Genomic DNA, 25,349 nt, shown 5'->3' with positions numbered 1-25,349 from the left:
ATTAGGCCGACCTCAAAGCCCGACCCGCGTAACCTTGGCCACCTTCGGCGTCTGGTTCAGACGCCTTCGCGGACCAGTGTCCCTGCCACCCCGGCCACCGAGACCCGGAAGCTGAAAAGATCCCCCGAGGTCGGGTTCGCGGCCTTCTCCTCGGGCGTGAGGTGCTTGTTGGCGGTGGTCGCGAACACGGTCTTCAGGTCGGGCCCGCCAAAGGCGATCTTGGTGATCGCATCCACCGGAAATTCCACGGTTTCCAGCAGCTCGCCGGCCGGCGAGTAGCGCCGTACCGCCGATCCCTTGTACAGGCCCACCCACAGGCAGCCCTCGGCATCCACGGTCGGCCCGTCGGGATAGCCTTGCTCGTTGGGAATACGGGCAAATTCCCGGCGGTTGCTCAGGCTGCCGTCCGGCGCCAGGTCGCAGGCGAAGATCAGCCCGCCCAGCGTGTCGATATGGTAGAGCGTCCTGCCGTCCGGGCTGATCGCCGGCCCGTTGGTGATCGAGCAGAAGGGCGTCGATGCCACGCAGTCGCCGTCCGCCGCCAGCCGGTAGACCGCGCCGCTGTCCTCCGCCTCGGCGTCGTCCATCGTGCCGAACCACAGCCGGCCATCGGGGCAGACGGTGGCGTCGTTCAGCCGGTTGCCGGGCTTTTCCGGCTCGGGATCAACCAGTTGGGTGAAGGCGCCGGTCTCGGGGTCGAAATGGGCAAGCCCGGTCTTCAGTCCGGCGACGAACCCGCCGCGCGCGGCCGGTAGCACGAAGCCGACCTGGTCGGGGGCATCCCAGCTCCGCTTGTCGCCCGTCTCCGGGTCATAGCGGTGGATCTTGTGCCCCTTGATGTCGACGAACCACAGGGCGGCGTCGTGCGCCACCCAGACCGGCCCTTCGAGCAGGGGAGCGGCGAGCGACCAGACGCTCTGCGGCGCCGACGTCACCACGCCCATGGCTCAGCGCCAGCCCGCGTCGACGAAGAACTCGTGGCTGGTGATCAGCCGCGCGTCGTCCGAGGCGAGGAACAGCGCCATCGCCGCGATGTCGTCGGGCACCAGCCGGCCCTTGAGGCACTGGGCGTTGACGATCTCGGCCTCGCCCTCGGGGGTGTACCACTTCATCTGGCGCGGGGTCTTCACATTGCCCGGCACGATGCAGACCGAGCGGATATTGTCCGGCCCCAGGTCGCGCGCGAGGCTGCGGGTCAGGCCCTCGATGCCGGCCTTGGCGGTCTGGTAGAGGATCAGCCCCTCCAGCGCGAGGTGCCAGGAGATCGAGCCCATGTTGATGATGACGCCGCCGCCCTTGGCCTTCATCCCCGGGATCACCGCCTGGGCGCAGAAGAACAGGTGGCGCAGGTTCACATTGAGCCGGTTTTCCCAATAGTCTTCCGTCACTTCCTCGATGGTGTGGCGGTCGTCATTGGCGGCGTTGTTGATCAGCACGTCGAAGGCGCCATGCTCCTCGATCAGCCGGGCGATGGTCGCCTTGGCGCCCTTGATGTCGGTCAGGTCGACATTCTCGTAGGTCGGCGCCTTGCCGAGCCCGGAAAGGTTGCCGACCAGCGCCTGCGAGTCCGCATCGGCGATGTCGAAGAAGGTCACGTCGGCGCCCTGGCGGACGAACCCTTCGACCAGCCCGGCGCCGATGCCCGATCCGCCGCCGGTGATCAGCACCCGCTTGCCCTTCAGGCTCGGATAGATGGCGCGCTGGTCGCGCGTCAGCACGGTGTTGGCGGGATCGGCTTCAGACATGGGAATGGAATACCTTGGAAATGCAAAGACTAGGGCCGCGCGCGGCGCTCACAGCAGGTCGCGGCCCGCCAGGTTGCGGATCAGCTCGCGGATGCCGAAGGTCCAGGGCGCGGCGGCCTTGGAGGTGGTCACGCGGTTGACCAGCGTGCCGAGCTTGGGGCTCGAGATGCGCACGACGTCGCCGTCCTTGTGGGTGAAGCCGCGGCCCGGATGGTCGCGGTCCTGTATCGGCGCGAACAGCGTGCCCAGGAACAGCGCGAAGCCGTCCGGATATTGATGCTCGCTCAGCGTCTGGCGGACCAGCTCGGTCGGGTCGCGGCTGATCTGGCTCATCTTGTTGGTGCCCTGGAGGCGGTATCCCTCGGGCCCGTCGATGACGAGATCGACTTCGGCCGAGCGGACATCGTCCATCGTGAAGCTGTCGTCGAACAGGCGGATGAACGGCCCCAGCGCGGTCGAGGCGTTATTGTCCTTGGCCTTGCCCAGCAGCAGCGCGCTGCGCCCCTCGAAGTCGCGCAGGTTGACGTCGTTGCCCAGCGTCGCGCCGCGCGGCGTGCCGGTCTTGTCGACGATCAGGACGACTTCCGGCTCGGGATTGTTCCAGTCGCTGTCCGAGCGCACGCCGATATCGGCGCCCCAGCCGACCGCGGAAAGCACCGGCGCCTTGGTGAACACCTCGGCATCGGGGCCGATCGCGACCTCGAGGTACTGCGACCACATGCCTGCCTCGATCAGCGCGGCCTTGAGGTTGGCGGCCTCGGGCGTGCCGGGGACGACCGAGCGGATGCCCGACCCCACCTTGGCCTCCAAGTCGCCGCGGATCTCGTTCGCCTTGTCGGCATCGCCGCGCGCGCGCTCCTCGATCACCCGCTCGATAGCCGAGAGGGCGAAGGTAACGCCGCAGGCCTTGACGCATTGCAGGTCGATCGGGGCGAGCAGGGTCGGGCCGATATCGCTACCAAGGGTGCGCACCGAACCGATGTCGGTGCCGTCGGTATTTGCGGGATCGGCCAGGTCGAGCAGGTCGGCCACGGTCGCCGCGGTGGCCGAGACGTCATAGATCCGCCCGCCGCGCAGAACCACGGGGCTGGGGCCGGCCTCGGTGAGGACTCGGCCAACCAGAATCGCCTGGGCATGATCGACAGGCAGTATTTCCGCCGGAGACGCGTTCAAGATCCTCTCACCCCGATATTGCTTTTGATAGCGCTACCATGCGGCGCCGCGGGGGGAGCTGTCAAGCCGGTCGCGCGGCTTTCGGGCTTATTCCGGAACCGCTTCCAGCAGGGAAATGATCTCGCCGACGATTTCGGCGGGCGGGCGCATCGTGCCGTCGGTGCTGGCATGCACCATGCGCCATGGGCCGAGCAGCCCGGCCTCGACGATCGACGCGTAATTGGCGCGCACGCGCTGCTGCAGCGCCACGTCCGCCTCATAGGCGTCGAAGCTCTTGTCGGTATAGCTGCGCTCGGCCTTTTGCAGGATCAGCGCACGCGCAAGGTCCCAGGGCGTGTTGAGATAGATGGATAGCGCGGGGACGGGCAGGGCGAACTGGCCGGTCTCCAGCGCCAGGATCCACTCCATCAGCGCGCGGCTCTCCCCGGCAGGCACGCGCGCGCCCTGATAGGCCATGTTCGAGGCGACATAGCGATCGAAGATCAGCACATCATGCGCTTCGACCGCCTTGAGGATCTCGTCGCGCCACTCGAAGCGATCGAGTGCATAGAGCGTCGCGGCGGCATGCGGACTCACCGGCACCGGCATGTCGCCGGCCAGATAGCGGCCGATCGTCACGCCGGCCACGGTCTCGCCATAGCGCGGGAAGCCGATCACCGTCGCGGTCTTGCCGGCGGCCTGCAGCGTCTCGCAGAGCAGCCTGGACGTGGTGTTCTTGCCGACGCCGTCGGCGCCTTCGATCGCGACAATGATCCCCATGGGCAGCGCCCTAGCAATATGGGGCGGTCAGAGGAAGACGGCGGAGACGATCGCGGCCAGGCTCGACGGATCGCAATCGTCGAGCGGCACTTCCATGTCCGGATTGACGCTGTAGCCGATCATCCGCCCGTCGCGGCCGGAAGCCACCGAGAGCAACCGCCAGCCGTCGCCTTCGCGCAGCGCCGCGAGGCCGCCGGGAAGCGGCAGGCGATCGGGATCGGCGACCACGGTCGCCTGGGCGGGCAAGCCGCCGCCCAGCGTCGCGCGGCATACCTTGATGCCGAAGGCGCGCACGCCGGCGATATGCGGGGCCTCGACCGTCTCGCCGGTCGGCTGGTCGCCGATCAGCCCCTGGGGCAGCGGCACGCCGAAGACGGGCAGCAGCCGGACGGCGCCGACCGGCCCTGCCAGCGGCAGCGCCACGGCGGGCGCGGGCTCCGCCGGCGGTTCCGCGTTCAGCGCCATGGTCAGTTCGGCAATACGCTCGCGGGTGCGGGCGATGCGCGTCTCGGGATTGGCGATGGTGGCCAGGAAGGCATCCAGCCCGCCCATCGCATGGCGCTGCTCGACTTCCGCGCGCAGGGCTGCTTCGTCGGTTACGCCGAACAGGGCGAACAAGGCGTTGTGGATGGCTGCGTTCCAGCGGCCGAACGGCTTCTGGGCATTCTCCACGCGCGAGAGGTTGACCGGGGGCAGCGCGAAATCGCGCTCGATCACGGCGATGGTCAGCGCGGGATCCAGGGTGCGACGGGCGCGCAGCGCCGCGCCGAGCAGCACCGCGAACCGTTCCTCCTCCAGGTCGAGCTGGGCCCCGTCGCCGAACGGCGCGGCCCAGGCAGCGATGTCGAAATCCGCCGCGTCGATATCGAGCAGCAGCTCCGTCGGCGCGATGTCAAGGGCGGCGGCGATGCGGCGCAACTCGTCCGGACGGGCCACGACTTCACCGCGTTCGATCTTCGAAAGACGAATATAGGGTATTGCGGGAATATTTGCAGAAAGGCGCAGGAGTTTCGCAAAGCCATGACGCTGCCGTTGCTCACGTACCCGGTTCGGGAAAACGATTGCACGATAGTAATCGATCAGGGGCTCGCCCGCGGATCCCACCCGCATCTTACCCTTGCCGTTCGCGCCTGCCATCAATGATCCCCTCGAATCTGAAGGTATCTTGAAGCAATTCAAGGATAATACAAGGTAAACGCCATTCCGTTAGTGGAATGAACCTGTGGATTGTCCGCCGATCAACAGTCCGCAGGGGCCGGCGGGGTCGAGATCCAGGATCATCGCCAGCGTGCTTTCCCCGGTGGCGTGGCGCAGCAGCCAGCTGTCCGCGGAAGGCGAGGGGTGGTCGGGTGCAAAGGCCACGCCCACGCCGTCGGTGATCACGCCGAGCGCGCCCGGCGGAGTCGGCCAGCGGCCGGCGAGATAGTCGAGCAGTGCCGCCGCCGCGTCCTGCAGCGCGCCCTCGTCGCTGTCCTCGGGGCAGAAGGCGTCCGGAGTCGCCGAGATGGTGGCGATGCGCTTGAAGTCGTGCTGGCGCCACCAGACCAGGTGGATCTGGCCGTCGGCGGTGGCCTCCAGGCCTAGGAACAGGTCGCCGCCGGCGGGTAGCAGCGGCTGGGCCAGTCGCGCCACATCCTGGGCGAGCGCGGTCAGGCGGCGATTGGGGCGCGGCAGCGAGCCGTGCGACTCCTCCTTGCCGGTCCAGTCGAGATTGCGATGCATCGGGGTCCTCCATGCCTCTTGTGAGCATTATAGGATGGCTAGGTGCGCGCGGGGCGTTCCGATGCGATCAGTGGAGCGAAGCGCTCGACGGGGCCGGGGCGGCAAGCTGGGCCGGCTCGGCGCGCTCGACCTGCTGGACGGCCGGGGTGCTGAGCACCGGCGACAGCGTCGTCGGGTCGACGGCGCGAACGCTCGCCAGGCGGTTGTGCGGCAGGTTGGTGTCGGGCAGCAGCGGCGTGGTGCGCGCGGCCGGGGCCGGGCGACGCTTCGGGGTGCCGGGCTGGCCATATTCGGCCATCACGGCGAAGCGCGGATCCTTGGCGGCGATCTCGGCGATCGCCTTGGCGGCGCGCTTGGTGATCTGGCGGACGCGCTCCTTGGTCACGCCGGTCTCGAGCGACAGGTCGTCGAGGGTGGCGGTCTGGAACACGCGGCGCTCGACGATCTCGCGGTCGCGGGCCAGCTTGGCTTCCAGCTTCTCCAGCTCGGCCGGGTCGATGCCATAGGTGGCCGAGCGCAGGCGCGGACCTTCGGCGCGGCGCAGCGCGGCTTCGGCGCGCTTCGGGCGGGGACGGCGGCGGAGCGCCTCGACACCCACCTTGCGGAGCTGGTCGACATAGGCGTCGATGAGCTGCGAGACGGCGCCTTCGGCGAGATAGTCGGAAGCGGCGGCTTCGGTGCGGAACACGGCTTCCTCGTCCTCGATCATCGCCTCGGGCGAAATCTCGTCGCCGTCGATCGAGGTGGCGAGGGCGCTGAGCGAAACGGTGGTGGCCTCGACCTTCTTCGCCGACGGGCGCTGATCGGTCATCAGGCGGAAGCGCAGGCTCTGCAGCTCGCCGCGGATCTGCCAGTTCACGAAGGTGGTGAACTGCGCCTTGGCGGGGTCATAGGCTTCGATGGCGCGGTGCACGGCGATGGCGCAGCACTGCTCGGCGTCTTCCCAGTGCGCGGTGAGGCCATACTGGCGGACGAAGTGGCGGATGCGCGGGGCGATCAGCTTGAGGATCTGGGCGAAGGCACGGTCCACATAGACGCGCTGGCGGTTGCTGCGAGCGGCGCCGTCTTGCGGCGTATTCTCGATGACGGTGGCGACGGCTGCTTCCAGCGCGATCGTGATCTTCGACATTGCGTATCCCCTGTTTTGTCCAGGCCAGCCGGGTCTCGACCGCCGTTCACAGGGGCAACATGGCTTCTAATCCTTTAACAGAACCCTTAAATTCCTATATGTAGTCCTACCAATCGCACATTCCCCTACGGAAGGTGCGATATGGTTAAAACTCGGAAACTACGAGTTTTTTGGCGGTTTCCGTCATTTCGGGTACCGCTGGCAGAAGCATTATAGGATAAAATAATTTAGCCGGCGAATTGTTCCGGACGGATTCTGCGATCGATGAATCCGAGCAGCCATTGGCGGTGCGCCTGGGTGGCGTTGCCTGCCGCGGCGATTCGCTGGTCGGCCGCGCCGCCGCCGATCTGGGCGGCAAGCAGCATGCGGGCGCGTCCGGCCTCGATGCCGCCGGCAAGGAACTTCTTCGCATCGCCCAGCCCGAGATGGTGCGAGAGATAGGCCGACTTGGCCAGGGTCTCGGCATCGGTGTTCACGCGGATGCCCGATTGCTCGAGCCGGGTGAGGTTCATCTTGGCGAGATCCGCGACGCCCAGGATCGATGCCTGGCCGTCATAGCGCAGCGCCAGCAGCTCGCTGCGCGCGCCGGGCTGCACCTGGCCGCGCCCGTCGAGCCAGCCATTCTGCGATGCGACCTGGTTGAGCCAGGTGCCCGAAGTCTCGGCGAGCTGCTCCCAGGTTCCGCTGAGGAACTGGCCAAGCCCCGCCGCGCTCGAACGCGGATTGCGCGACATGGTGTTCCAGACGCCGTCATGCCCCTTGGCCGCCTCGGCGTCGACGATCGCGGCAAGCGCGGTCGCGGGAATGCCGGTGCGCGCCTCGGCCATGGCGAGGGCGGGGGCGAAGCGGGTATTGGCGCCGAGCGCGAGGCCGGAAACCACGGCGCCGTTGGCAACCGATACGGTCGCCCCGGTGCTCATCATCGCGGCCATCTTGCGGCTGCTCTGCTCGGCGGCATCGCCGATCGCGCCGCGCAGGTCCTCGACGCAGTCATTGGCGAAGCTCGCGCTGGCGGCGGGCTTCTGGTGGCAGGAGCAGGCACAGGCGCAGTGGCAGCCCTGGGCGCCGCCGGTCTGGATGCCGTTCTGCTTGCCGAGCAGCTCGAGCAGCGAATCGCCGGAAAGGCCGTTCTGGCCGATGCCATTGCCCTTGCGGTCGTCCTTGTCGCCATCGCCGAGCGCGGCCTTCCACAACCGGCTGGCAAGCTCGGTCTGCGCTTCGCTGTAGATCACCTTGGCGCGGTTGGCCGGGCTCAGCGAGGCAAGGTCTGCGCGCGGGATCATGCGCTGCGCTCCGCATTGCGGCGCGCGATCACCAGCTTGGCGGCGGCGATATCGTCGATCATCGATTGTTCGGCACCGGCGGCGACGCGCTCGGCCTCGTCCTTGAAGCGGCCGGCGGCGCCTTCGATCGCGCGCATCGTGCCATAGGCCTCGACGGCCTGGGCGCGCAGCGAAGTCAGCCGCACATTGGCGAGCTGGGCCTGGTGGTCGAGGCGGGCGCGCTCGGCCTTCATCCGCAGCCGCCATGCATCGCTGGCGATCGGCACGATGGCGGCGAGCGCACGCTCCTCGCGCATGCGCAGGTCATGGGCGTGCGCCTGGCTGTTGAGCGTGGTGATCGTTTCGATCTCGACGCTGATCGACACCTTCACGGCATCGACCTCGCGGCGCTGGACGCGCAGGGCGGTGTCGAACGGAGTCATTGCTCCATCATCTCCATGCTGAGCGCGACGATCTCGCCGAGCGCGGCGAAGGCGGCGTCGGCATTGCCCTGGTCGTTCTTGCCCTGGTTGAGCATCTTCTCGATCTCGGGCGCCAGCGCGACGGCGCGGTCGACCTCGGGCGAGGAGCCGGCCTTGTACGCGCCGAGCCGCACCATCTCTTCCATGTCGGTATAGGTGGAGAGCAGCTTGCGCGCGCCGACGCGGATGTCGTTCTGCGCGTCGTTCATGCAGTGCGGCAGCGTGCGCGACACCGATTTGAGGATGTCGATCGCCGGATAGCGGCCGCGCTCGGCGATCGCGCGGCGCATCACGACGTGGCCGTCGAGGATACCACGCACGGCGTCGGCGACCGGCTCGTTATGGTCGTCGCCATCGACGAGGACGGTGAACAGACCGGTGATCATGCCCTTGCCCGGCTCGCCGGGGCCGGCGCGCTCGAGCAGGCGGGGCAGCTCGGCGAAGACGGTGGGGGTATAGCCCTTGGTGGCCGGTGGCTCGCCACTGGCCAGGCCGATCTCGCGCTGCGCCATGGCGAAGCGGGTGACCGAGTCCATCAGGCACAGCACGTTGAGGCCCTGGTCGCGGAAATGCTCGGCGACGGCGAGGGTGGTCCAGGCGGCCTGGCGGCGCATCAGCGCGGGCTCGTCGGAGGTGGCGACGACGACGACCGAGCGGGCCATGCCCTCGGGCCCGAGATCGTCCTCGATGAATTCCTGCACTTCGCGGCCGCGCTCGCCGATCAGGCCGATGACGGCAACGTCGCACTGGGTCCAGCGCGCCAGCATCGACAGCAGCACCGACTTGCCGACGCCCGAACCGGCGAACAGGCCGAGGCGCTGGCCGCGGCACAGCGGCACGAACAGGTCGAGCGTGCGCACCCCCGTCTCGATCCGCTCGGCGACGCGGGCGCGGTTGGCGGCGGCCGGCGGCGGCGCCTTGATCGGCTGCGGGTCGGCGCCATTGGGAAGCGAGCCGAGCCCGTCCACCGGCTGGCCGAGCCCGTTGATCATCCGGCCGAGCCAGGCCTGGGAGGGGCGGACGCTGAACTGGCCCGCGCCGAGCTCGGCGCGCGCGCCCAGGCCCACGCCCTGCGGATCGACGAACGGCAGGCACAAGGCGACTTCGCGGTCGAGCGCGGTCACTTCCGCCTGGACGATGCCGTTGGGCGAGGTGATCTCGATGCGGCTGCCGATCTGCGCGGCGCCGGCGAGCCCTTCCACTTCGATCAGCGCGCCGCGAACCGCGACGACGCGGCCGAAGCGGCGATCGGGCATCATGTCCCGGATCGCACGGGCTGCGCTGGCGAGCGTCTGCACCTTATAGCCTCAGGCGGCCTGCTGGGCGAGCACGGCGTCCTCGAACGCGATCACTTCGCGCGCGGTCGCCAGGGCCTTGTAATATTCGCCCTGGGCGATCTCGCTGGCGAAGCGGATGCAGGCCGACTTGGCGTCCTGCGTGCCGAGCACGGCGATCAGCGCGCCGACCAGCCCGACCACGGCGTCGTGGTGGCTGTCGCGGCTGGCCGGGTCGATATAGGCGAGCATGGCGGCGAAATAGAGCTGGCGCGCCGGGGTGGTCGCTTCCTCGGGGCGCATGATCTCGCGCCCGCGCAGGATGGACACCTTGTTCTCCACGGCGATCTGGGTGCGGCCCACCGCACGGATCACCGCGCCGTTGACGATTGCCTTCTCGCCATCGCGAAGCGTGATGCGAAGCATTGGGAAACAGCCTTTCGTTCGTTTGGCTGCATTATAGGATGTGTTTGCGGGGCAGCGTGCGCGCACCCGGCAATTTTTGCCCATCGAATCTTATTTGCGCCTTTGTTGGGGTCCGCGCCGCGCTCATCCTACAATTGGGGCGTGGGCCCGTGCGCGTTTCGCGGGCATCGAGGGAGTATTCGTCTTGAGCCTCTATTCCGCTCTCTATGCCGGCGTTTCCGGTCTCAACGCGCAGTCCAGCGCGATGGCAGCGGTTGCCGACAACATCACCAACATCAACACCATCGGCTACAAGGGCGTCGAAGCCCAGTTCAAGACGATGGTCACGGACGGCCGTGCCCGTTCGAGCTATTCGGCTGGCGGCGTCGTCGCCGCGCCGACCGCGATGATCTCGAAGCAGGGCATGATGCAGGCTTCGAGCAGCAGCACCGACATCGCCATCGACGGCAAGGGCTTCTTCGTCACCCGCACCGCCTCGGGCGGCCAGGGCGAAGTCGCCTTCACCCGCGCCGGCTCGTTCCGCGCCGATGAGGAAGGCTTCCTGAAGAACCCGGCGACCGGCCTGTACCTGTACGGCTATCGCCTCGATGCTGAGGGCAAGTACAACAACACCGGCAATATCGACGACCTGGAAGCGATCCGCGTCAGCGACCTGACCGGCACCGCGGCGGCGACGTCGCGCATCCAGGCGCGCATCAACCTCAACACCGCGACCGAGGTCTCGCCCGCTGCCGCCACCTATGCCACCGGCGACCTGGCGAAATATGCGGCCGACAACACCTACACGCCGAAGACCGAGAACCAGTTCCAGCGCTCGTTCACCGTCTATGACCAGCAGGGCGGTTCGCACACGCTGAACATGGCCTTCATCAAGACCGGCCCGAACGCGTGGAAGGCGGAAGTCTATTCGGTCCCGGCCGCCGACGTCATGGACACCAGCGTGACCCCGGCCGTCGCCAGCACCAACGGCTTCATCGCCGGCGGCGATGTCAACTTCAAGCCGGACGGCAGCCTCGACCTCCCGTCGGGCAGCTGGCTGAACAGCGCGCTGAACATCACCTATGCCAACCAGGCGTCCTCGGTGCCGATCAAGCTCGAACTGGGCAGCGACGGCAAGATCGACGGTCTCACCCAGTTCGGCCAGCCGAGCTCGCTGATCTCGGGCAACACCGATGGCGGCACGCTGGGCAACCTGTCGCAGATCGAAATCACCAAGGACGGCGTCGTCAACGCGGTATTCGACGACGGCACCACCCGCGCGGTCTTCCAGCTCCCGCTGGCGACCTTCCAGAACCCGGATGGCCTCACTCGCGTGTCGGGCAACGCCTACACCGCCAGCCGTACCTCGGGCGGCTTCACGCTGAACGAGCCGGGTGAACTCGGTGCGGGCGCGATCGCGCCGAACTCGCTCGAAGCCTCGACGGTCGATCTCGCCAGCGAGTTCACCAACATGATCCGCTTCCAGCGCGCGTACAGCGCGTCGTCGAAGATCATCACGACGGTCGACGACATGCTGCGCGAAGTCAGCGACCTGAAGCGCTAAAACACTAGACTGAACGCAGGGGATCATGGCGCTCAACGACATTCTCGGTACCGCGATTTCCGGCCTGACAGCTGCTCAGGCCGGACTTCGCTCGGTTTCCAACAACATCGCGAATGTCGGGGTGGCCGGCTACGCGCGCGAGCGCGTCAGCCTCACCACGGGCGTCGTCGCGGGGCAGGTCAGCGGCGTGGTGGTGGGCGAACCCACCCGCGTCGCTGACAAGTTCCTCGAAGCCACGGTCTACAGCCGCGCGGGCGATTTCGGCCGCGCGGAAGTCGTTTCCAACTATCTCGATCGCATGCAGGCGCTGCTCGGCCAGCCGGGCAGCAAGTCCGGCCTGTCCGCGCGCCTCGACGACGTTTCGGCCTCGGCCGTGGCGATGACGGGCTCGCTCGCCTCCACGCAGACGGTGGCCCAGTTCACCAACGACGTGCAGGACGCGATCACTTCGATGCAGCAGATGGACAAGGACGTGTCCCAGCTGCGCTCCGACGTGGAGTCGGAAGTCGGCTATTCGGTCGACAAGATCAACTCGCTGCTCCAGCGCATCCATGACCTGAACGGCACCATCGCCCAGGCGACCGGCCTTGGCCGCAGCGCCGGCGGTGCCGCCGATCAGCGGATGAGCGCGCTCGAGGAGCTGAGCGGCCTGATGCAGGTCACCATCCGCGAGCAGCCGGACGGCCGCGTCTCGATCGAGACCGGCAATGGCCAGACCCTGCTCGACAAGCGCCTGCGCCAGCTCAACTATCCGAGCAGCGGCTCGGTCTCGCAGGCCACCTATCCCCCGATCGAGATCCGCCTGGCCCAGCCCGATGCGGCGACCGGCGACAAGATCGATTCCGCCGCGATCGGCGGCAAGCTCGGCGGCCTGCTGGATCTGCGCGATCGTGCGCTGCCGGCGGTGCAGGAGCAGCTCGGCACGCTGTTCACCGGCCTGTCCCAGGCATTGAATGCGGTTTCGAACGCCAGCAGCACCGTGCCGCCGCCCGCCAGCCTCACCGGCCGCAACAGCGGCCTGGTCGGCACCGACCGGCTGGGCTTCACCGGCGCGGCCACCTTCGCCGTTACCAAGGCCGACGGCACGCTCGTCGCCAGCACCAAGGTCGATTTCGACGCGCTCGGCCCGACCGCAACGGTCGACGACATGGTCAACGCGATCAATACGGGCCTGGGCGGCGCCGGCACGGCGAGCTTCGTCGACGGCAAGCTGACCATCACCGCCGCCGGCGCGGGCAACGGCGTGGCCGTCGGCCAGGATCCGACCAAGCCCAGCGCGCGCGCCGGGCAGGGGGTCTCGCAGTTCTTCGGCCTCAACGACCTCGTCCGCAGCGACACCAGCTCGCTGGTCCCCTCGGGCCTCGTCGCCAGCGATCCGCATGGTTTCGCCACTGGCGAGACCGCCCAGATCGTGCTGCGCGACAGCTCGGGCCGGGCGCTGACCAGCTATACGCTGGCGCCTGCCGCCGGCGGCAGCGTCGGCGACATGGTCAACGACCTCAACGCCAGCCCGCTCGCCAATTTCGGTACCTTCTCGCTCGACGATGCAGGCCGCATGCGCTTCCAGCCGTCGGCGAACGTCGCGGGCGCGACGCTGTCGATCCCGGCGGACTCGACCAATCGCTTCGGCACCGGCCGCTCCTTCTCGCAGATGATGAACCTCACCGGTGCATCGAGCGGGCTCGGCATGGCGCAGGTGCGGCCGGAGATCCTGGCCGATCCGTCCAGGCTCGGGCTTGCCCAGCTGCAGGACGTCGCGGTCGGCGCCAAGGCGCTCGGCTCGGGCGATACGCGCGGGGCGACTGCCTTCGTCAACAAGCTCGGCAGCGCGATCGATCTCGGCAAGGATGGCAAGTCCACGGTTGATGCCTTTGCCAGCAACCTGATGGGCCGGATCGGCCTCGATGCGAACCAGGCGCAGGGCAAGCTCGCCGATGCCTCGGCACGCAGTGCCGATGCGATCAACCGCCGCGACAGCTTCGCCGGGGTCAACATCGACGAGGAACTCTCGCAGATGGTGGTGCTGCAGAACAGCTATTCGGCCGCCGCGCGCGTGATCACCACCGCCAACGACATGTACGACACGCTCCTCGGCATGCTCCGCTAAGGGCCAGAAAGAAGGGAAGACCCATGACCCGCGTCGCCACCATTCCGCTCCAGAGCACCATGTCCAGCGCGATCATGCGCGCGCAGGAAAAGCTCGCGAACACGCAGACCCAGCTCTCGACCGGCAAGAAGGCCGCGACCTTCGCCGATCTCGGCACCGAGTCCGTGCGCAACCTGTCGGCGCACACGCTGCTCGCGCGCCAGGAAGCGCAGTCGACCGTCTCCAAGCGCGTCGGCACCACGCTCTCGCTCTACCAGGCGAACATGGAAGGTATCGAGGATGCCACCACGGACCTGCGCACCAGCTTGATGAACGCGGTCGGCACCGGCGATGCAGCCGGCCTGCAGGAAGCGATCCAGCAGGCGTTCGACCAGTTCCGCACTTCGCTCAACGCCTCGGAAGGCGGCACGCCGCTGTTCGGTGGCAGCCAGATCGACCAGGCGCCCTTCTCGGTGGACACGCTCGCCGATGCGGCGGCCACGCCGGGCAGCGCTGCCTTCCACAACGACACGGTGCGCGCCAATGCCCGTGTCGGGGAAGGCGTGGACGTCAAGTACGGCGTTGGCGCCAGCGAGATCGGCGCCAATCTCTACGAGGCGTTCCGCACGCTCGGTGGTGCCGGCGCGATCGGCACCAAGATCACCGATACCCAGATGGACGCGATCAAGCAGGCGGTGTCGCAGCTCGATACCGGCCTTGGCGACCTGCGTGCCGTCAATGCGGAGAACGGCCGCAAGCAGAACCAGGTCGACACGCTCGCCTCGCGCGGCGAGGAGCGCGGGCTGGTGCTGAAGAACGTGATCCAGGAGAATGAGGATGCCGATCTCGGCCAGGTCGCGATCGACCTCGCCCAGCAGAAGAGCGTGCTCGAGGCCAGCTACTCGGTCTTCGCCCAGCTCTCGGGCCTGAACCTGACCAACTATCTGAAGTAATTCATATTCCGGCCCGATGACGGGTTGGCAAGCAAAAGGCCGGGCTCGATGCCCGGCCTTTTCCGTTTGGGCTCGGTTCGCCGCCATTCCCTCGCTTCCCCGGCGAAAGCCGGGGCCCAGGGTTTCTCTGCGGTGTCGCTTGTGGCCCTGGGCCCCGGCTTTCGCCGGGGAGCACCAGTTCCTTGCAATGTAGGATTTCGCATGATTGGCTAGGTCCGCCCGGGATCCAGTCCCGGCCGCTCTTTCTTCATGTCGAATAGGCGGGTGCAGCCCATGGATACCTGCGGTTCCCCGGCGAAAGCCGGGGCCCAGGGTTTCTCTGCAGTGTCGCTCGTGACTCTCGACCTCGGCCTTCGCCGGGGATCCGCTACGATCGCGGTGCGCCCTCAGCCCCCCGCGTCGAGCAGGTCGCCGATCGCGCCGGCCGGGCTCGCCTCGGGGATCGCGGCGATCGCGGCGTCCAGCTTGGTCGGATCGATCCTGTCGATGCTGGCGGTCAGCATGTCGAAGGCGCCGGCGCTGGGCAGGCCCTTGAACGCGGCGGCATAGCGGCCCTGCAGGGCGCGCAGCTTGTCCTCGCGATTGGTCATCGCCAGCGCGACGGCATAGCGCAGCACCGCGGCCTGTTGCGGCGCGCCCAGCGCGCCCTTGGCGGCGGGCAGGCTCTTCTCGCTCTCGGTGACGAAGCTGCCCCAGTCCTGGGTGCGCCAGTGGATCTCGGCACGCACCGCAGCGCCGTCCGGCACGCCGTCCAGCGCGGCTGCCGCGGCGTCGTCCTTGCCGAGCCGGTGAAGCGCCACGGCTTCCATCCGCTTGCGGTCCCAGCGCATCTGGTCGGAATAGCTGGGCTGCTCGCTGTTCTGCAGCGCCTTGAGCGCCAGGTCGGGGCGGCCGGCGAGGATCTGCAGCGTCGCGACGCGCACCGACAGCGGGCCCTGCGCCACGTCCTGCGCGCGCTGGGTGAGCTGGTAGGTGAGGAGTTCGGCGGCGCGGGCGTAGAGGCCCGCGGTCTGCAGCCGGTCGGCGAGCCGGTTGGCGAGCAGGTCGCCGTCGCCGCCCGCCGGGGCCAGTTCGCGATAGTCCCAGTACAGGCCGGCCGCCTGGGGCAGCGGCACGCCGCTTTCCGGCGCCAGTACCGAGATCATGGTCTGCTGGAGTTCGGCGAGCATCGGGCCGGCCTGGGCGCCGAGCTTGAAATAGCGCAGCAGCGTGGCGCCGCTCTTCAGCTCGGTGCGCAGGTCCTGGGCGTCCTTGGCCAGGCCATATTCGATGGTCAGCGCGCGCCGCTCCACCGGGCCGCCGCGCCAGCCGAAGCGCAGTGCGTCGAGCTGCTTGATCGCGTCGGCCGGGCTGATCGAGTGGCCGTCGATCGAAACCTGGATCGACCCCAGTTTTGCGCCCGCTTTGACCTCGGATGAGCCGGTCAGCGCCGCGCGTTCGAATCTCAGCCGTGCGCCGGCGAGGTCGTTTTTCGCGAGCAGCGCACGGCCGCGCAGCAGGTTCGCATCGGGGTTCCGGTCGCTGAACAGGCCGAGCCATTGCAGCGCGGGCTGGGGCTGGCCGACATCGATCGCGGCGCCGGCGGCGGCCAGCATGAAGTCCACCCGGTCGCGCGGGGCGCGGGCGTTGATCGCCACGCGGGCGCATTCGATCTGGCCGACGGCTTCCGCGGCAGCACCCGAATGGGCAAGCGCGCGCATCCGCCAGGCACAGGCCTCGGGATTGCCGACAAGCTCGGCGCTGCTCAGCGATGCCACCGCCTCGGCATCGCGGCCGAGCATGGTCAGCGCGGCGCCGCGGGCAAGCTGATAGGGTGCAACCAGCGCCAGGTCCGTATCGGCGAGACGCATCGCCTCGAGCACGCCTAGCGCCTCGGCACCGCGCTCGGCGGCGATCAGGCCCTTGGCATAGTTCCAGCGGACCGACTGGCGGGTATCGGGCGTCGCGGTGGCGAGCTGGTGCCAGGCCTGGGTGCCGGTCACGCCGCTCCAGCCGTCGCCGCCGGTGATCATCGGCATCTGTGCCAGCGTGGCGGCGAAGCGGGGCAGGGCGACGCTCGGGATGGTCGCCGGCGGCGTGGCGCCGGCTGCGGCCGCGGGCGCGGGTGCAGGAGCCGCGGCATGCGCGGCATCGCCGCCATGGACCGTCGGTGCGGTCGTGGCGGGCGCCGTCGTGGTGCCGGCGGCGAGGATGAGGAAGAAGCTGCGCATCAGCCGAGCCCGAATGGACGGATGACGACGATGGCGATGCCGCCACCGATGCAGGCGAGCAGGAACAGGATGGCTGGCATCATCGGCAGCGCCGGCTTGGCCGGTGCCGCGACAGGAGCCGGGCGTGGCCTGACGACTTCCGCGGTGCCCTCGATGGTGGTCCGCACATTCGGATGCCCCCCATCGCTGACGACACGCATCTTTCCCGGGCGCTGATCGTGGCTCAACTCGTCACCTGCTCACTGATTTCATTCTATTATAGAGTGATGGGCGCCCGCGCGGCGCCATGTACCGATATCGGAGGGCATGATTTTGCGACGCGAAACGCTGGTAGCGCTTGGGCTTGCGGCTTTGCCGATGCCGGGTGGCGGCGCTTTGGCCTCCGGCGGTGGCGCCGCGGGCGAGGGGCTGCACCTCGTGCAGATGGAAGAAGTCACCGTGCCGATCATCGATGCGGACCGGGTCAACGGCGTGCTGCGCTTCAAGCTGGTCATCGATGCCGGCACGGCGGAAACGGCCACCAAGCTGAACGGCGAGATGCCGGTTCTGCGCGCCGCGACGGTCGCGGCGGGCCTCGAGTTCGCGCGGCTCAACGCCTCGGCACTCCGCGCCGTCGATGCACAGCAGCTCGATCATGACCTGACCGCCGCGCTCAAGGCTGCCGAACCCGGCCTGGTCCGCGTGCTGATCGTCGAGGTCGATGCTCGCACCGGCTGACCGGTTCACAGCGCGCAAAAGAAAAGGGCCACCCCGGCACGGCGCCGGGGTGGCCCTTTTCTTTTGCTTCAACTCAGCGGCGCGCGGCCTGGGCCGGGCCGGTTGCCTGGCGGGGCGCAGCTGCTACAGCCTGGGGCTGTGCCTGGGCGTGACCGGCATTGCGGCGCGCCAATGCCATGCTCAGCGAAGCGGCGCCCTTGGGCGTCATCGCCGCCATGATCATCGCGGTCGAGCGCTCGCGCATGCGCTGCGCGACCTTCATCTGCACTTCCATGTCGAGCTGCTCGAAGACCACGGCCGCGGCCTTGGGCTTCATCGCCTGGTAGATCCGGGCCAGCTCGTCGAACTGCGAGTCCGCGGGGTTCGGCGCGGCGCCCGGGGCGCCGTTCGGGCCGCCCGCCATCTGCTGCGCTTCATCCTGCTTCTTGCGCGCCTCCGCATCGGCGGCGAGCCGCGCCGTGGCGGCCTTGGCCGCCTGTTCGCGCAGGTCGAGCCCGCGCTTGCGGCGTGCGGCCGCGGCGTCGCGGTCGTTCATGTCCTGGGTGATCGCATTGCCCAGCCGCGTGGTGTTCGCGCTGCTGTCCTGCTGGCCGGTGGCGATCGTCGCCGCATTGGCGACCACCGCCATCCCGGCGACGCCGGCGGTGAGGAGGAGGAGGGAGGGGCGGGCCATTACGCGGCTTCCGCCACGGGAGCGGCCGTCTCGCCTTCGCTGTCGGTCTCGACGGTCTCGGCGTCTTCACGGGCGTGGCGCTGGGCATTGGCCATGCCGACCGCGCTGACGATCCGCTCGGCCGCGGAATCAGCCAGACCGGTCATCAGGCTCAGCTCGTCCCGCAGTTCGCGGGCGCGCTCGACCAGCTGGGCGTGGCGGGCGCAATCCGTGCCGAGCGTGTGCTTCATATCCGAAAGCACGGCGCGGGCCTGGACGGTGGCGACCTGCAGAGCTTCGACGACCTGGGTGAGCGCGCCGTCCTTGACGGTGCGCAGGCTCTTCATCATCCGCACGCTCTGCACGAGCACGGCCATGCACAGGATGATCGTCAGCACATTGGCGAGTAGCGCGATGCTCATTGCTTCACCTTCTTGTCGGAGGAAACGTCGTTGATCAGGCGCACGGCAACCTTGCCGCTGCGCTGGCCGATCTGGCCCTGGGCAAGCTTCACGCCGCCACAGGCAATATCGAGTGCGTCGTCGGGGCTCTTGTGGAGCGCGATGGTCTGGCCGATCTCGAGGCTGCGCAGGTCGGCGATCGACATGGCTTTCTCGCCGAGCAGCACGCTCATCGACACATTGGTCTTGCGCACCTCGGCGGCCATATGGGCCTCCCAGATGCTGTCGCGGCCGCTCTTCTCGCCCATGAAGCGCTGGAGCAGCTTGTCGCGCACCGGTTCGAGCGTCGCGTAGGGGAACACCAGGGTGAACCGTCCGCCGCGCCCGTCCATGTCGACCCGGAAGGTCGCGGTGGCGCAGATGTTGGAGACGCCGGCGATCGCGGCGAAGCGCGGATTGGTCTCGATGCGCTCCAGGTTCATGTTCACTTCTTCGATCGGCGCGAAGGCCTCGGAGAAGTCGGCAAGCGCCAGGCTGAGCATGCGCGATACCAGACCGGTTTCGATCGTGGTGAAGGCGCGACCGTCGATGACCACCGGCGAACCGCCGCCGCGACCGCCGAGCAGCGCGTCGACCACCGAATAGATCAGGCCGGAATCGACGGTGACGAGACCGTAGCTTTCCCATTCCTCGATCTTGAACACGCCCACCATCGCCGGCAGCGCGACCCGGTTCATGAACTCGCCGAAGCGGGTGGAAGTCACTTCCTCCAGGCTCACGTCCACGCCGTCCGAGGTCAGGTTGCGCATCGAGCTCGCAAAGGTGCGGACGACGCGGTCGCACACCACTTCGAGCATCGGCAGACGCTCGTGGCTGATGACCTTGGACTCGATGACGGCGCGAAGGCCCTTCTTGCCGACCGTGGGCCCGAAATCGCCGAACAGCGCGTCGATATCGGCCTGGTCGAAGCTGCCGCCGCCCATATCGCCCGGAGGGGCGGGGGGATCGGGGAGGTCGAAATCCTCGAGATCGATCATTGCTGCACCAGATCCTGGATCAGAATGTCCTTCACCTGGCCGTCGCCCAGCGTGGCCGTGGCGCGAACCATCATCTCTTCCTTGATGCGGAAGACGGCGGCCGAGCCGGAAAGGTCCTCGGGGCGCAACTCGCGCAGGAAGGGCTGGAAGCTGTCGAGCACCAGCGGCAGCTTCTCCTTCAGGTCGTCCGGGGCGACACCGTCGCCGGGCACGATCATGAAGTGGAGCTTGAGGAAGCGGGCCTGGCCGTCGGGCGAACGCAGGTTCACCATCATCGCGGGCACGTCGAGGAATGCGTCCTTGCCGCTCTCGGTGCCTTCGCCGTGGCCGCCCTCGGCGCTCTTCTCTTCCTTCTTCTCCCCGTGCGCGCTCTTGGCTTCCTCAGCCTTGGCGCTCGAGCCGGAGAACAGGAAGGCGGCACCACCGCCGCCGCCCAGCAGCAGAACGCCTGCCGCGGCACCGATGATGATGAGCTTCTTCTTCGACTTGGGCTTGGCTGCCTTCGCAGCCTCCGCGCCCTCCTCGATGATTTCCGGAGACGACATTCCCTGGTGACCTTCCGAAATCTGCACGCCGACACCGCGTCGGTGCATTTCGTTCTATTATAGGAGGAGCGCCCGGCAATTGTTGCCTAGTGCGAACTTTTTGAGGGACGTCCGGTGGACATTTCTTCCTATGTGCTGCTCAGCCAGGAAACGGCGCTCCGCCGTCGCATGGACGTGGCGGCGAACAATCTCGCCAACATGAACACGGTTGGCTTCAAGCGCGAGCAGCCGGTCTTCCGCGAATATGTGGAGAAGACCGACAGCGCGGTGAAGCCCGCGAAGCAGACTTCGTTCGTGCTCGATTATGGCGCGGTCCATGATTTCAGCCAGGGGGCCTTCCAGCCCACCGGCAACCAGCTCGACGTGATGATCGAAGGGCAGGGCTATCTGTCGGTCCAGGCGCCTGACGGCTCGACTGCCTATACGCGCGCGGGCCAGCTCAAGATGCTGCCCAGCGGCGAACTCGCCACCTCGAGCGGCAACAAGGTGCTGGGCGAGGGCGGCAAGCCTATTATCGTCCCGGCCGAGGCGGCGAACCAGATCGAGATCGGCAAGGATGGCACGATCAACGGTCCGGGTGGCCCGTTCGGCCGCCTGACGGTGACGCAGTTCGACGAGGCGGGCGTGGATCCGCGCGGCGACGGCCTGTTCAACGGCACCGGCGGCCGCGAACTGCCTGCGGGCGAGACGCGCCTGATGGCCGGGGGCATCGAAGGCTCCAACGTCAACGCGATCCAGGAAACCACCGACATGGTGGAGATCCTGCGTGCCTATCAGACGAGCCAGAACCTCTCCCAGAGCATGAACGACATGCGCAAGTCGGCAATCGACAAGCTCAGCCGGGTCGGCTGACGCGCGCCCTAAGCACAAGGAACTGAACCATGCGTACGCTTTCCATCGCTGCGACGGGCATGCTCGCACAGCAGACCAATGTCGATGTGATCTCGAACAACATCGCCAACATGAACACCACCGGCTTCAAGCGCCAGCGCGCCGAGTTCCAGGACCTTCTCTATGAGCAGGTCGTGCGTCCCGGTTCGGCGACCAGCGCGCAGACGCGCAGCCCCACCGGCATCCAGATCGGCTCGGGCGTGAAGACCGGCGCGATCTACCGGATCAACGAGCAGGGCTCGGTCCAGCAGACCGACAACCAGTATGACATGGCGATCCAGGGCCATGGCTATTTCCAGATCACCCTGCCCGATGGCTCGACCGGCTATACCCGTGACGGCTCGTTCGGCGTGTCGGACCAGGGCGAACTGGTGAATTCGGACGGCTTCCCGGTCCAGCCGGGCATCACCGTGCCGCAGAACGCCGTCAGCGTCACCGTCTCGAAGACCGGCCAGGTCGATGTCGTCCTCGGCGGCGGTGATCCCACCCCGCAGACGCTCGGCCAGCTCCAGCTCGCCACCTTCGTCAACGAAGGCGGCCTGGAAGCCAAGGGCGGCAACCTGTTCCTCGAGACCGCCGCTTCGGGCGCGCCGATCGCCGGTGCGCCGGGCGATCCGGGCTTCGGCACGCTGATGCAGGGCTTTGTCGAAGCCTCGAACGTCAATCCGGTGGCCGAAATCACTGCGCTGATCACCGCGCAGCGTGCCTATGAGATGAACAGCCGCGTCGTGAAGACCGCTGACGAGATGCTGGCCACCACCAGCCAGCTGCGCTGATGCTGAACCTCCTCAGCCTCGCCCTGCTCGCCTTCGGTTCGCCGGAGGACGTGCCGGTCGCCGTGCTCGGCCATGCCGTGCAGAAGGGCGACCGCATCGAGGCGGGCGACTTCTCGGTCGAGCAGCGCCCCGCCGCTTCGGCGCGCGGCGCGCTCACCATCGATCAGGCTTCCGGCATGGAAGCCGCGCGCAACCTGCCCGCCGGCACGGTGGTGCGTCAGGCAGACCTGATGCGGCCGCAGATGGTTCGTCGCGGCGAGCCGGTGACGATCCGTATCGTCAGCGGTCCGCTGATCATCACCGCCGCGGGCCGCGCGCTCGCCGGCGGCTCGAAGGGCGAGGCCGTGCGGGTCGTCGCCAACGCCACCAACCGCACGCTGGACGGGGTCGTCGAGGCCTCGGGCACCGTGCGGATCGTCACGCCCTAAGTTCTAACGGTCCACTTGCAGCTTACAGGGAAAGTAGCATGCGTAAGATCATTCTGATTGCGGCGATGGCCGCCACGCTTTCGGGTTGCGGAGCCGTCGGTCGGCTGAAGGCCGTCGGCAAGGCGCCGAAGCTCTCCGAGATGCAGCCGGTCGACATGCCGGAGATCGAGCCGTCGCTCGCCGCGCCGGCTGACCGCACGCGCACCGGCACGCCGGCCGCGGTGGCCCAGCAGCAGGGCGGTAGCGCCTCGCTGTTCCGCACCGGCGCCGGCGCGCTGTTCCGCGATCAGCGCGCGAACAAGACCGGCGACATCCTGACGATCAAGATCAAGATCGCCGACAAGGCGGATCTGGGCAACAACACGTCGCGCACCCGCGGCGGCAGCGAGAGCGGCGGCCTGGGCGGCCTGCTCGGCATCAGCCCGGTCAAGAAGCTGCTCGGCGCCGATGCCAATGCCGCGCTCGAGACCAATTCGGGCTCGAAATACGCCGGCGGCGGCACTACCGCGCGCTCCGAGACGATCAACATGACGATGGCCGCCATCGTCACCCAGGTGATGCCGAATGGCAATTTGATGATCCGCGGCCGCCAGGAAGTGCGCGTCAATTTCGAGATGCGCGAGCTGATCGTCACCGGCATCATCCGTCCGGAAGACATCGCCCGCGACAATTCGATCAGCCACTCGCAGATTGCCGAGGCGCGCGTGATCTATGGCGGCAAGGGCCAGCTCACCGACGCGCAGCAGGCGCGCTGGGGCCAGCAGATCTACGACGCGCTCTTCCCCTTCTGAGCCGTCGCCACATCGACACGAGGATCGCCTCGCAGCCCGTGCTGCGGGGCGATTTTCTTTTGGGCCATGGTGCCCGCCAGGTCGCATTCCGAGGACCGGCTCGCCTCGATCGCGGCCTGCGCAAGTCGCTGAAATCGGGAGGCTTTGCGGCAAGGTTTCAAATTAACCTTTCGCTAACCATTTAAATTCGCGGACTAATTTTGGTCATCCTATAATTCTTCCCACAATGAACATGCGGGACATACCGATCATGTCTCCGTCGCGAGCCGGCGTCTCCGGTTCGGGCCGCAGAAGCAGCCCCTCGATCCAAGAAGGATAGTACAATGGCATTTTCGGTTAACACCAACGTCGGTGCGATGGCGGCTCTCCAGAGCCTCAACGAGACCAACAAGGGCCTGTCGCAGGTTCAGAGCCGCATCAACACCGGCCTGAAGGTTGCGTCGACCAAGGACGACTCGGCTTCGTACACCATTGCTCAGGGCCTGCGTGGCGACATGGGCGGCCTCGCTGCCGTGTCTTCGTCGCTGAGCCGCGCCAAGAGCGTGACCGACGTGGCGGTGGCTGGCGCCGAGCAGATCTCGGACGTCGTGAACCAGATGAAGGCGAAGGCCTACCAGGCTGCTGACGCCGGCATCGACACGGCGACCCGCGACGCGCTCAACGCTGACTTCGTTGCTCTGCGTGACCAGATCACGACGATCGTCAACTCGTCGGACTTCAACGGCACCAACCTGCTGAAGGCCTCGGGTGGCGGCACCGTGACCGCTCTCCAGTCGCTCAAGGACTCGAACACCGGTTCGACCACTTGGGATCCGGATTCGCTCAGCGTTGCCAACCAGGGTCTCGACCTTGGCGGCACCACGGTGACGATCGCGGCCAGCGGCAACATCAGCAGCCAGGCTTCGGCTCAGGCGATGATCGACACGATCACCACCACCCAGAGCAACCTGAAGACCACCCTCAGCACGCTGGGCGCTGCCTCGCGCAAGATCGACGCGCAGTCGACCTTCACGAGCAAGCTCTCGGACGTGATCGAAGGCGGCATCGGCAACCTCGTCGACGCCGACCTGGCCAAGGAATCTGCGAAGCTGCAGGCTCTGCAGGTCAAGCAGCAGCTGGGCGTGCAGGCTCTGTCGATCGCCAACCAGGCGCCGTCGACCATCACGTCGCTGTTCCGTTAAGGCCAGACTTTTCCCTGGAGTCTATGGCCCTGACGAGGAGGCCGGGACGCAAGTCCCGGCCTCCTTTTTTTGTGCCTGTTGGGTCGGTTTCGGCGCGTTCGCGCGTCTATAGTGGTTGACGCCTCTATAATGATCCTAAGAGGAGAATAGGTCTTGTTTCCCAGGATCAGAGAAATCACGGATGCGTTCGGCGGCCGCCTGCAGGTGAGCGTCGAGGAGCATCCTTCAGGGGCACTGGTGGTACTCGAGCGGCCCGACATGCTCGGCCGCCCGCGCGTGATGCTCGACGGCTACGGCGTGGACGTGCTCTCGGGCTATATCATGTCGGCGCGCCTCGCCGTACCGGACACGCTGCCCGACGAGCATATCGACGGCGTCTTCGCCACGCGTTTCCGCCTCGGCCTGGATCCCTGCGCGGCGCTTGCACTCACTCAGTCGAGCGGCCCGGCCCTCGATATTCCCGCGCCCTTTTGGGATCGGCTCTATGCCGAGCTCTGCCTGGTCGCGGCGCATGCACGCGAGCTCGGCCGGCGCGCCGAAGCGCGGGTCCATTGATTCCGCAAAAACACATACGGGCTTGCCCGTACTACGCCCGGAGCCGCGTTTGCGGCATCTAGGGTACAAATTCCACACGAACGGGTCAGGGGTGACAAATGGGCGTTGGTGAATTGGCGTTTGGTACAGGGGTTTCCGCCAGCTACACGGTGACGCTTTCGTTGACGGTGGAGGACGCCCGCACGCTGTGGGCAGCCGCTGCCGAGCGGGCGCTGGCTGCACCGGGGATGACGCTGGCGGACGTGCTCGACACGATCGGGCCGCGCGAAGATCCGTCGATTGCGGATTGCATTGCGATGCTGACGGCGCCGGCGGCGCTGCCCGGCTGCACGCTGGACGGCTATGAGGTGCTGGACCCGGACATGGGCCTGGCTCCGGCACAGATCATCCAGCTGCCGACGCAGCCGCTGCTGCGCGCTGCGCACGGCTGATCTTTCCGATCTTGTGAAACGGCGACGGGGTCCTTCGGGGCCCCGTTTTCGTATGCGCCGAAGGCATGGCGGCAGCGGGCGGGAGCGCCCGATCGGCAAGGCGGGGCGCCTGCGCCGCGCACAAAAAAAGAGCGGCCCGGTGGAGGAGGAACCGGGCCGCTCTATTTTAAGCGAAAGGAA

Annotated in this window: 28 protein-coding genes; 11 read left to right on the top strand and 17 right to left on the bottom strand. The window is 67.5% G+C overall.

Annotation, left to right across the window (positions count from 1 at the left end; genetic code table 11):
• Nucleotides 1–56: 56 nt before the first annotated feature.
• The 11 genes from HNP52_RS16200 to HNP52_RS16150 form a co-directional block, all read right to left on the bottom strand.
• A complete protein-coding gene (locus tag HNP52_RS16200) occupies nt 57–944 on the bottom strand; it encodes an SMP-30/gluconolactonase/LRE family protein (protein ID WP_184168667.1) in 888 nt (295 codons plus the stop codon).
• A gap of 3 nt (nt 945–947) precedes the next feature.
• Complete coding sequence (locus HNP52_RS16195; RefSeq protein ID WP_184168666.1) at nt 948–1,745, bottom strand: SDR family NAD(P)-dependent oxidoreductase; 798 nt, start codon at nt 1,743–1,745, stop codon at nt 948–950.
• 48 nt (nt 1,746–1,793) lie between these two features.
• Complete coding sequence (locus tag HNP52_RS16190) at nt 1,794–2,918, bottom strand: fumarylacetoacetate hydrolase family protein (RefSeq protein ID WP_221416456.1); 1,125 nt, start codon at nt 2,916–2,918, stop codon at nt 1,794–1,796.
• A gap of 87 nt (nt 2,919–3,005) precedes the next feature.
• Nucleotides 3,006–3,677, bottom strand: a complete 672-nt coding sequence (locus tag HNP52_RS16185) for a dTMP kinase (RefSeq protein WP_184168665.1) — start codon at nt 3,675–3,677, stop codon at nt 3,006–3,008.
• Nucleotides 3,678–3,704: 27 nt separating this feature from the next.
• The gene (locus tag HNP52_RS16180) at nt 3,705–4,613 is read right to left on the bottom strand and encodes an XRE family transcriptional regulator (RefSeq protein ID WP_311768493.1); all 909 of its coding nucleotides are present in this window, start codon (nt 4,611–4,613) and stop codon (nt 3,705–3,707) included.
• Nucleotides 4,614–4,883: 270 nt separating this feature from the next.
• Nucleotides 4,884–5,399, bottom strand: coding sequence for a hypothetical protein (locus HNP52_RS16175; protein WP_184168663.1), 516 nt, complete (start codon nt 5,397–5,399; stop codon nt 4,884–4,886).
• A 67-nt stretch (nt 5,400–5,466) separates the two neighbouring features.
• Complete coding sequence (locus tag HNP52_RS16170; protein WP_184168662.1) at nt 5,467–6,528, bottom strand: sigma factor-like helix-turn-helix DNA-binding protein; 1,062 nt, start codon at nt 6,526–6,528, stop codon at nt 5,467–5,469.
• Between the two features lie 227 nt (nt 6,529–6,755).
• Nucleotides 6,756–7,811 carry a peptidoglycan-binding protein gene (locus HNP52_RS16165; protein WP_184168661.1) on the bottom strand — a complete coding sequence of 352 codons (1,056 nt, stop codon included), beginning with the start codon at nt 7,809–7,811 and terminating at the stop codon, nt 6,756–6,758.
• Complete coding sequence (locus HNP52_RS16160; RefSeq protein ID WP_184168660.1) at nt 7,808–8,233, bottom strand: hypothetical protein; 426 nt, start codon at nt 8,231–8,233, stop codon at nt 7,808–7,810. The genes HNP52_RS16165 and HNP52_RS16160 overlap by 4 nt, the downstream gene beginning before the upstream one ends.
• A complete protein-coding gene (gene fliI / locus HNP52_RS16155) occupies nt 8,230–9,570 on the bottom strand; it encodes a flagellar protein export ATPase FliI (RefSeq protein WP_184168659.1) in 1,341 nt (446 codons plus the stop codon). The genes HNP52_RS16160 and fliI overlap by 4 nt, the downstream gene beginning before the upstream one ends.
• Before the next feature lie 9 nt (nt 9,571–9,579).
• Nucleotides 9,580–9,972: a flagellar biosynthesis repressor FlbT gene (locus tag HNP52_RS16150; RefSeq protein ID WP_184168658.1), complete on the bottom strand. Its 393-nt coding sequence runs from the start codon at nt 9,970–9,972 to the stop codon at nt 9,580–9,582.
• Nucleotides 9,973–10,156: 184 nt separating this feature from the next.
• On the opposite strand from HNP52_RS16150, the gene HNP52_RS16145 reads away from it, so the two are divergent.
• Genes HNP52_RS16145 through HNP52_RS16135 form a run of 3 tightly spaced genes read left to right on the top strand, consistent with a single transcriptional unit; the run spans nt 10,157 to nt 14,554 of the window.
• A complete protein-coding gene (locus HNP52_RS16145; protein ID WP_184168657.1) occupies nt 10,157–11,515 on the top strand; it encodes a flagellar hook protein FlgE in 1,359 nt (452 codons plus the stop codon).
• A gap of 25 nt (nt 11,516–11,540) precedes the next feature.
• On the top strand, nt 11,541–13,622 hold the full coding sequence (flgK, locus tag HNP52_RS16140; protein ID WP_184168656.1) for a flagellar hook-associated protein FlgK: 2,082 nt from the start codon (nt 11,541–11,543) through the stop codon (nt 13,620–13,622).
• Nucleotides 13,623–13,645: 23 nt separating this feature from the next.
• Nucleotides 13,646–14,554, top strand: coding sequence for a flagellin (locus HNP52_RS16135; RefSeq protein WP_184168655.1), 909 nt, complete (start codon nt 13,646–13,648; stop codon nt 14,552–14,554).
• Nucleotides 14,555–14,940: 386 nt separating this feature from the next.
• Here HNP52_RS16135 and HNP52_RS16130 read toward each other — a convergent pair whose 3' ends face one another.
• On the bottom strand, nt 14,941–16,764 hold the full coding sequence (locus HNP52_RS16130) for a hypothetical protein (protein WP_184168654.1): 1,824 nt from the start codon (nt 16,762–16,764) through the stop codon (nt 14,941–14,943).
• A complete protein-coding gene (locus HNP52_RS16125) occupies nt 16,764–16,931 on the bottom strand; it encodes a hypothetical protein (protein WP_184168653.1) in 168 nt (55 codons plus the stop codon). Before HNP52_RS16125 ends, HNP52_RS16130 begins: the two co-directional genes overlap by 1 nt.
• A gap of 139 nt (nt 16,932–17,070) precedes the next feature.
• On the opposite strand from HNP52_RS16125, the gene HNP52_RS16120 reads away from it, so the two are divergent.
• A complete protein-coding gene (locus tag HNP52_RS16120; RefSeq protein ID WP_221416454.1) occupies nt 17,071–17,481 on the top strand; it encodes a hypothetical protein in 411 nt (136 codons plus the stop codon).
• A gap of 73 nt (nt 17,482–17,554) precedes the next feature.
• On the opposite strand, the gene HNP52_RS16115 is transcribed toward HNP52_RS16120, so the two are convergent.
• Genes HNP52_RS16115 through HNP52_RS16100 form a run of 4 tightly spaced genes read right to left on the bottom strand, consistent with a single transcriptional unit; the run spans nt 17,555 to nt 20,116 of the window.
• Nucleotides 17,555–18,154, bottom strand: a complete 600-nt coding sequence (locus HNP52_RS16115) for a MotE family protein (RefSeq protein ID WP_184168652.1) — start codon at nt 18,152–18,154, stop codon at nt 17,555–17,557.
• On the bottom strand, nt 18,154–18,555 hold the full coding sequence (locus HNP52_RS16110; protein ID WP_184168651.1) for a DUF6468 domain-containing protein: 402 nt from the start codon (nt 18,553–18,555) through the stop codon (nt 18,154–18,156). Before HNP52_RS16110 ends, HNP52_RS16115 begins: the two co-directional genes overlap by 1 nt.
• The gene (fliM, locus tag HNP52_RS16105; RefSeq protein WP_184168650.1) at nt 18,552–19,571 is read right to left on the bottom strand and encodes a flagellar motor switch protein FliM; all 1,020 of its coding nucleotides are present in this window, start codon (nt 19,569–19,571) and stop codon (nt 18,552–18,554) included. Before fliM ends, HNP52_RS16110 begins: the two co-directional genes overlap by 4 nt.
• Complete coding sequence (locus tag HNP52_RS16100; RefSeq protein WP_184168649.1) at nt 19,568–20,116, bottom strand: flagellar basal body-associated FliL family protein; 549 nt, start codon at nt 20,114–20,116, stop codon at nt 19,568–19,570. The genes fliM and HNP52_RS16100 overlap by 4 nt, the downstream gene beginning before the upstream one ends.
• 114 nt (nt 20,117–20,230) lie before the next feature.
• Between HNP52_RS16100 and flgF the strand changes: the two genes are divergently transcribed.
• The 7 genes from flgF to HNP52_RS16065 all read left to right on the top strand — a co-directional run bounded on the left by flgF (nt 20,231) and on the right by HNP52_RS16065 (nt 25,169).
• Entirely contained in the window at nt 20,231–20,968 is a 738-nt protein-coding gene (gene flgF, locus HNP52_RS16095; RefSeq protein ID WP_184168648.1) for a flagellar basal-body rod protein FlgF, read from the top strand.
• 29 nt (nt 20,969–20,997) lie between these two features.
• A complete protein-coding gene (gene flgG, locus HNP52_RS16090; protein WP_184168647.1) occupies nt 20,998–21,783 on the top strand; it encodes a flagellar basal-body rod protein FlgG in 786 nt (261 codons plus the stop codon).
• Nucleotides 21,783–22,211 carry a flagellar basal body P-ring formation chaperone FlgA gene (gene flgA / locus HNP52_RS16085; protein ID WP_184168646.1) on the top strand — a complete coding sequence of 143 codons (429 nt, stop codon included), beginning with the start codon at nt 21,783–21,785 and terminating at the stop codon, nt 22,209–22,211. Before flgG ends, flgA begins: the two co-directional genes overlap by 1 nt.
• Nucleotides 22,212–22,249: 38 nt before the next feature.
• Entirely contained in the window at nt 22,250–23,002 is a 753-nt protein-coding gene (gene flgH, locus HNP52_RS16080; protein ID WP_184168645.1) for a flagellar basal body L-ring protein FlgH, read from the top strand.
• A gap of 323 nt (nt 23,003–23,325) precedes the next feature.
• The gene (locus HNP52_RS16075; protein WP_184168644.1) at nt 23,326–24,183 is read left to right on the top strand and encodes a flagellin; all 858 of its coding nucleotides are present in this window, start codon (nt 23,326–23,328) and stop codon (nt 24,181–24,183) included.
• Nucleotides 24,184–24,336: 153 nt separating this feature from the next.
• Entirely contained in the window at nt 24,337–24,738 is a 402-nt protein-coding gene (locus HNP52_RS16070; RefSeq protein ID WP_184168643.1) for a hypothetical protein, read from the top strand.
• Between the two features lie 149 nt (nt 24,739–24,887).
• Nucleotides 24,888–25,169 carry a hypothetical protein gene (locus HNP52_RS16065; protein ID WP_184168642.1) on the top strand — a complete coding sequence of 94 codons (282 nt, stop codon included), beginning with the start codon at nt 24,888–24,890 and terminating at the stop codon, nt 25,167–25,169.
• Nucleotides 25,170–25,349: the final 180 nt, after the last annotated feature.

It is taken from the genome of Sphingomonas kyeonggiensis (genome assembly GCF_014204495.1).
GTDB lineage: Bacteria > Pseudomonadota > Alphaproteobacteria > Sphingomonadales > Sphingomonadaceae > Sphingomonas > Sphingomonas kyeonggiensis_A.
This window is presented reverse-complemented; position numbering and strand designations above follow the sequence as displayed.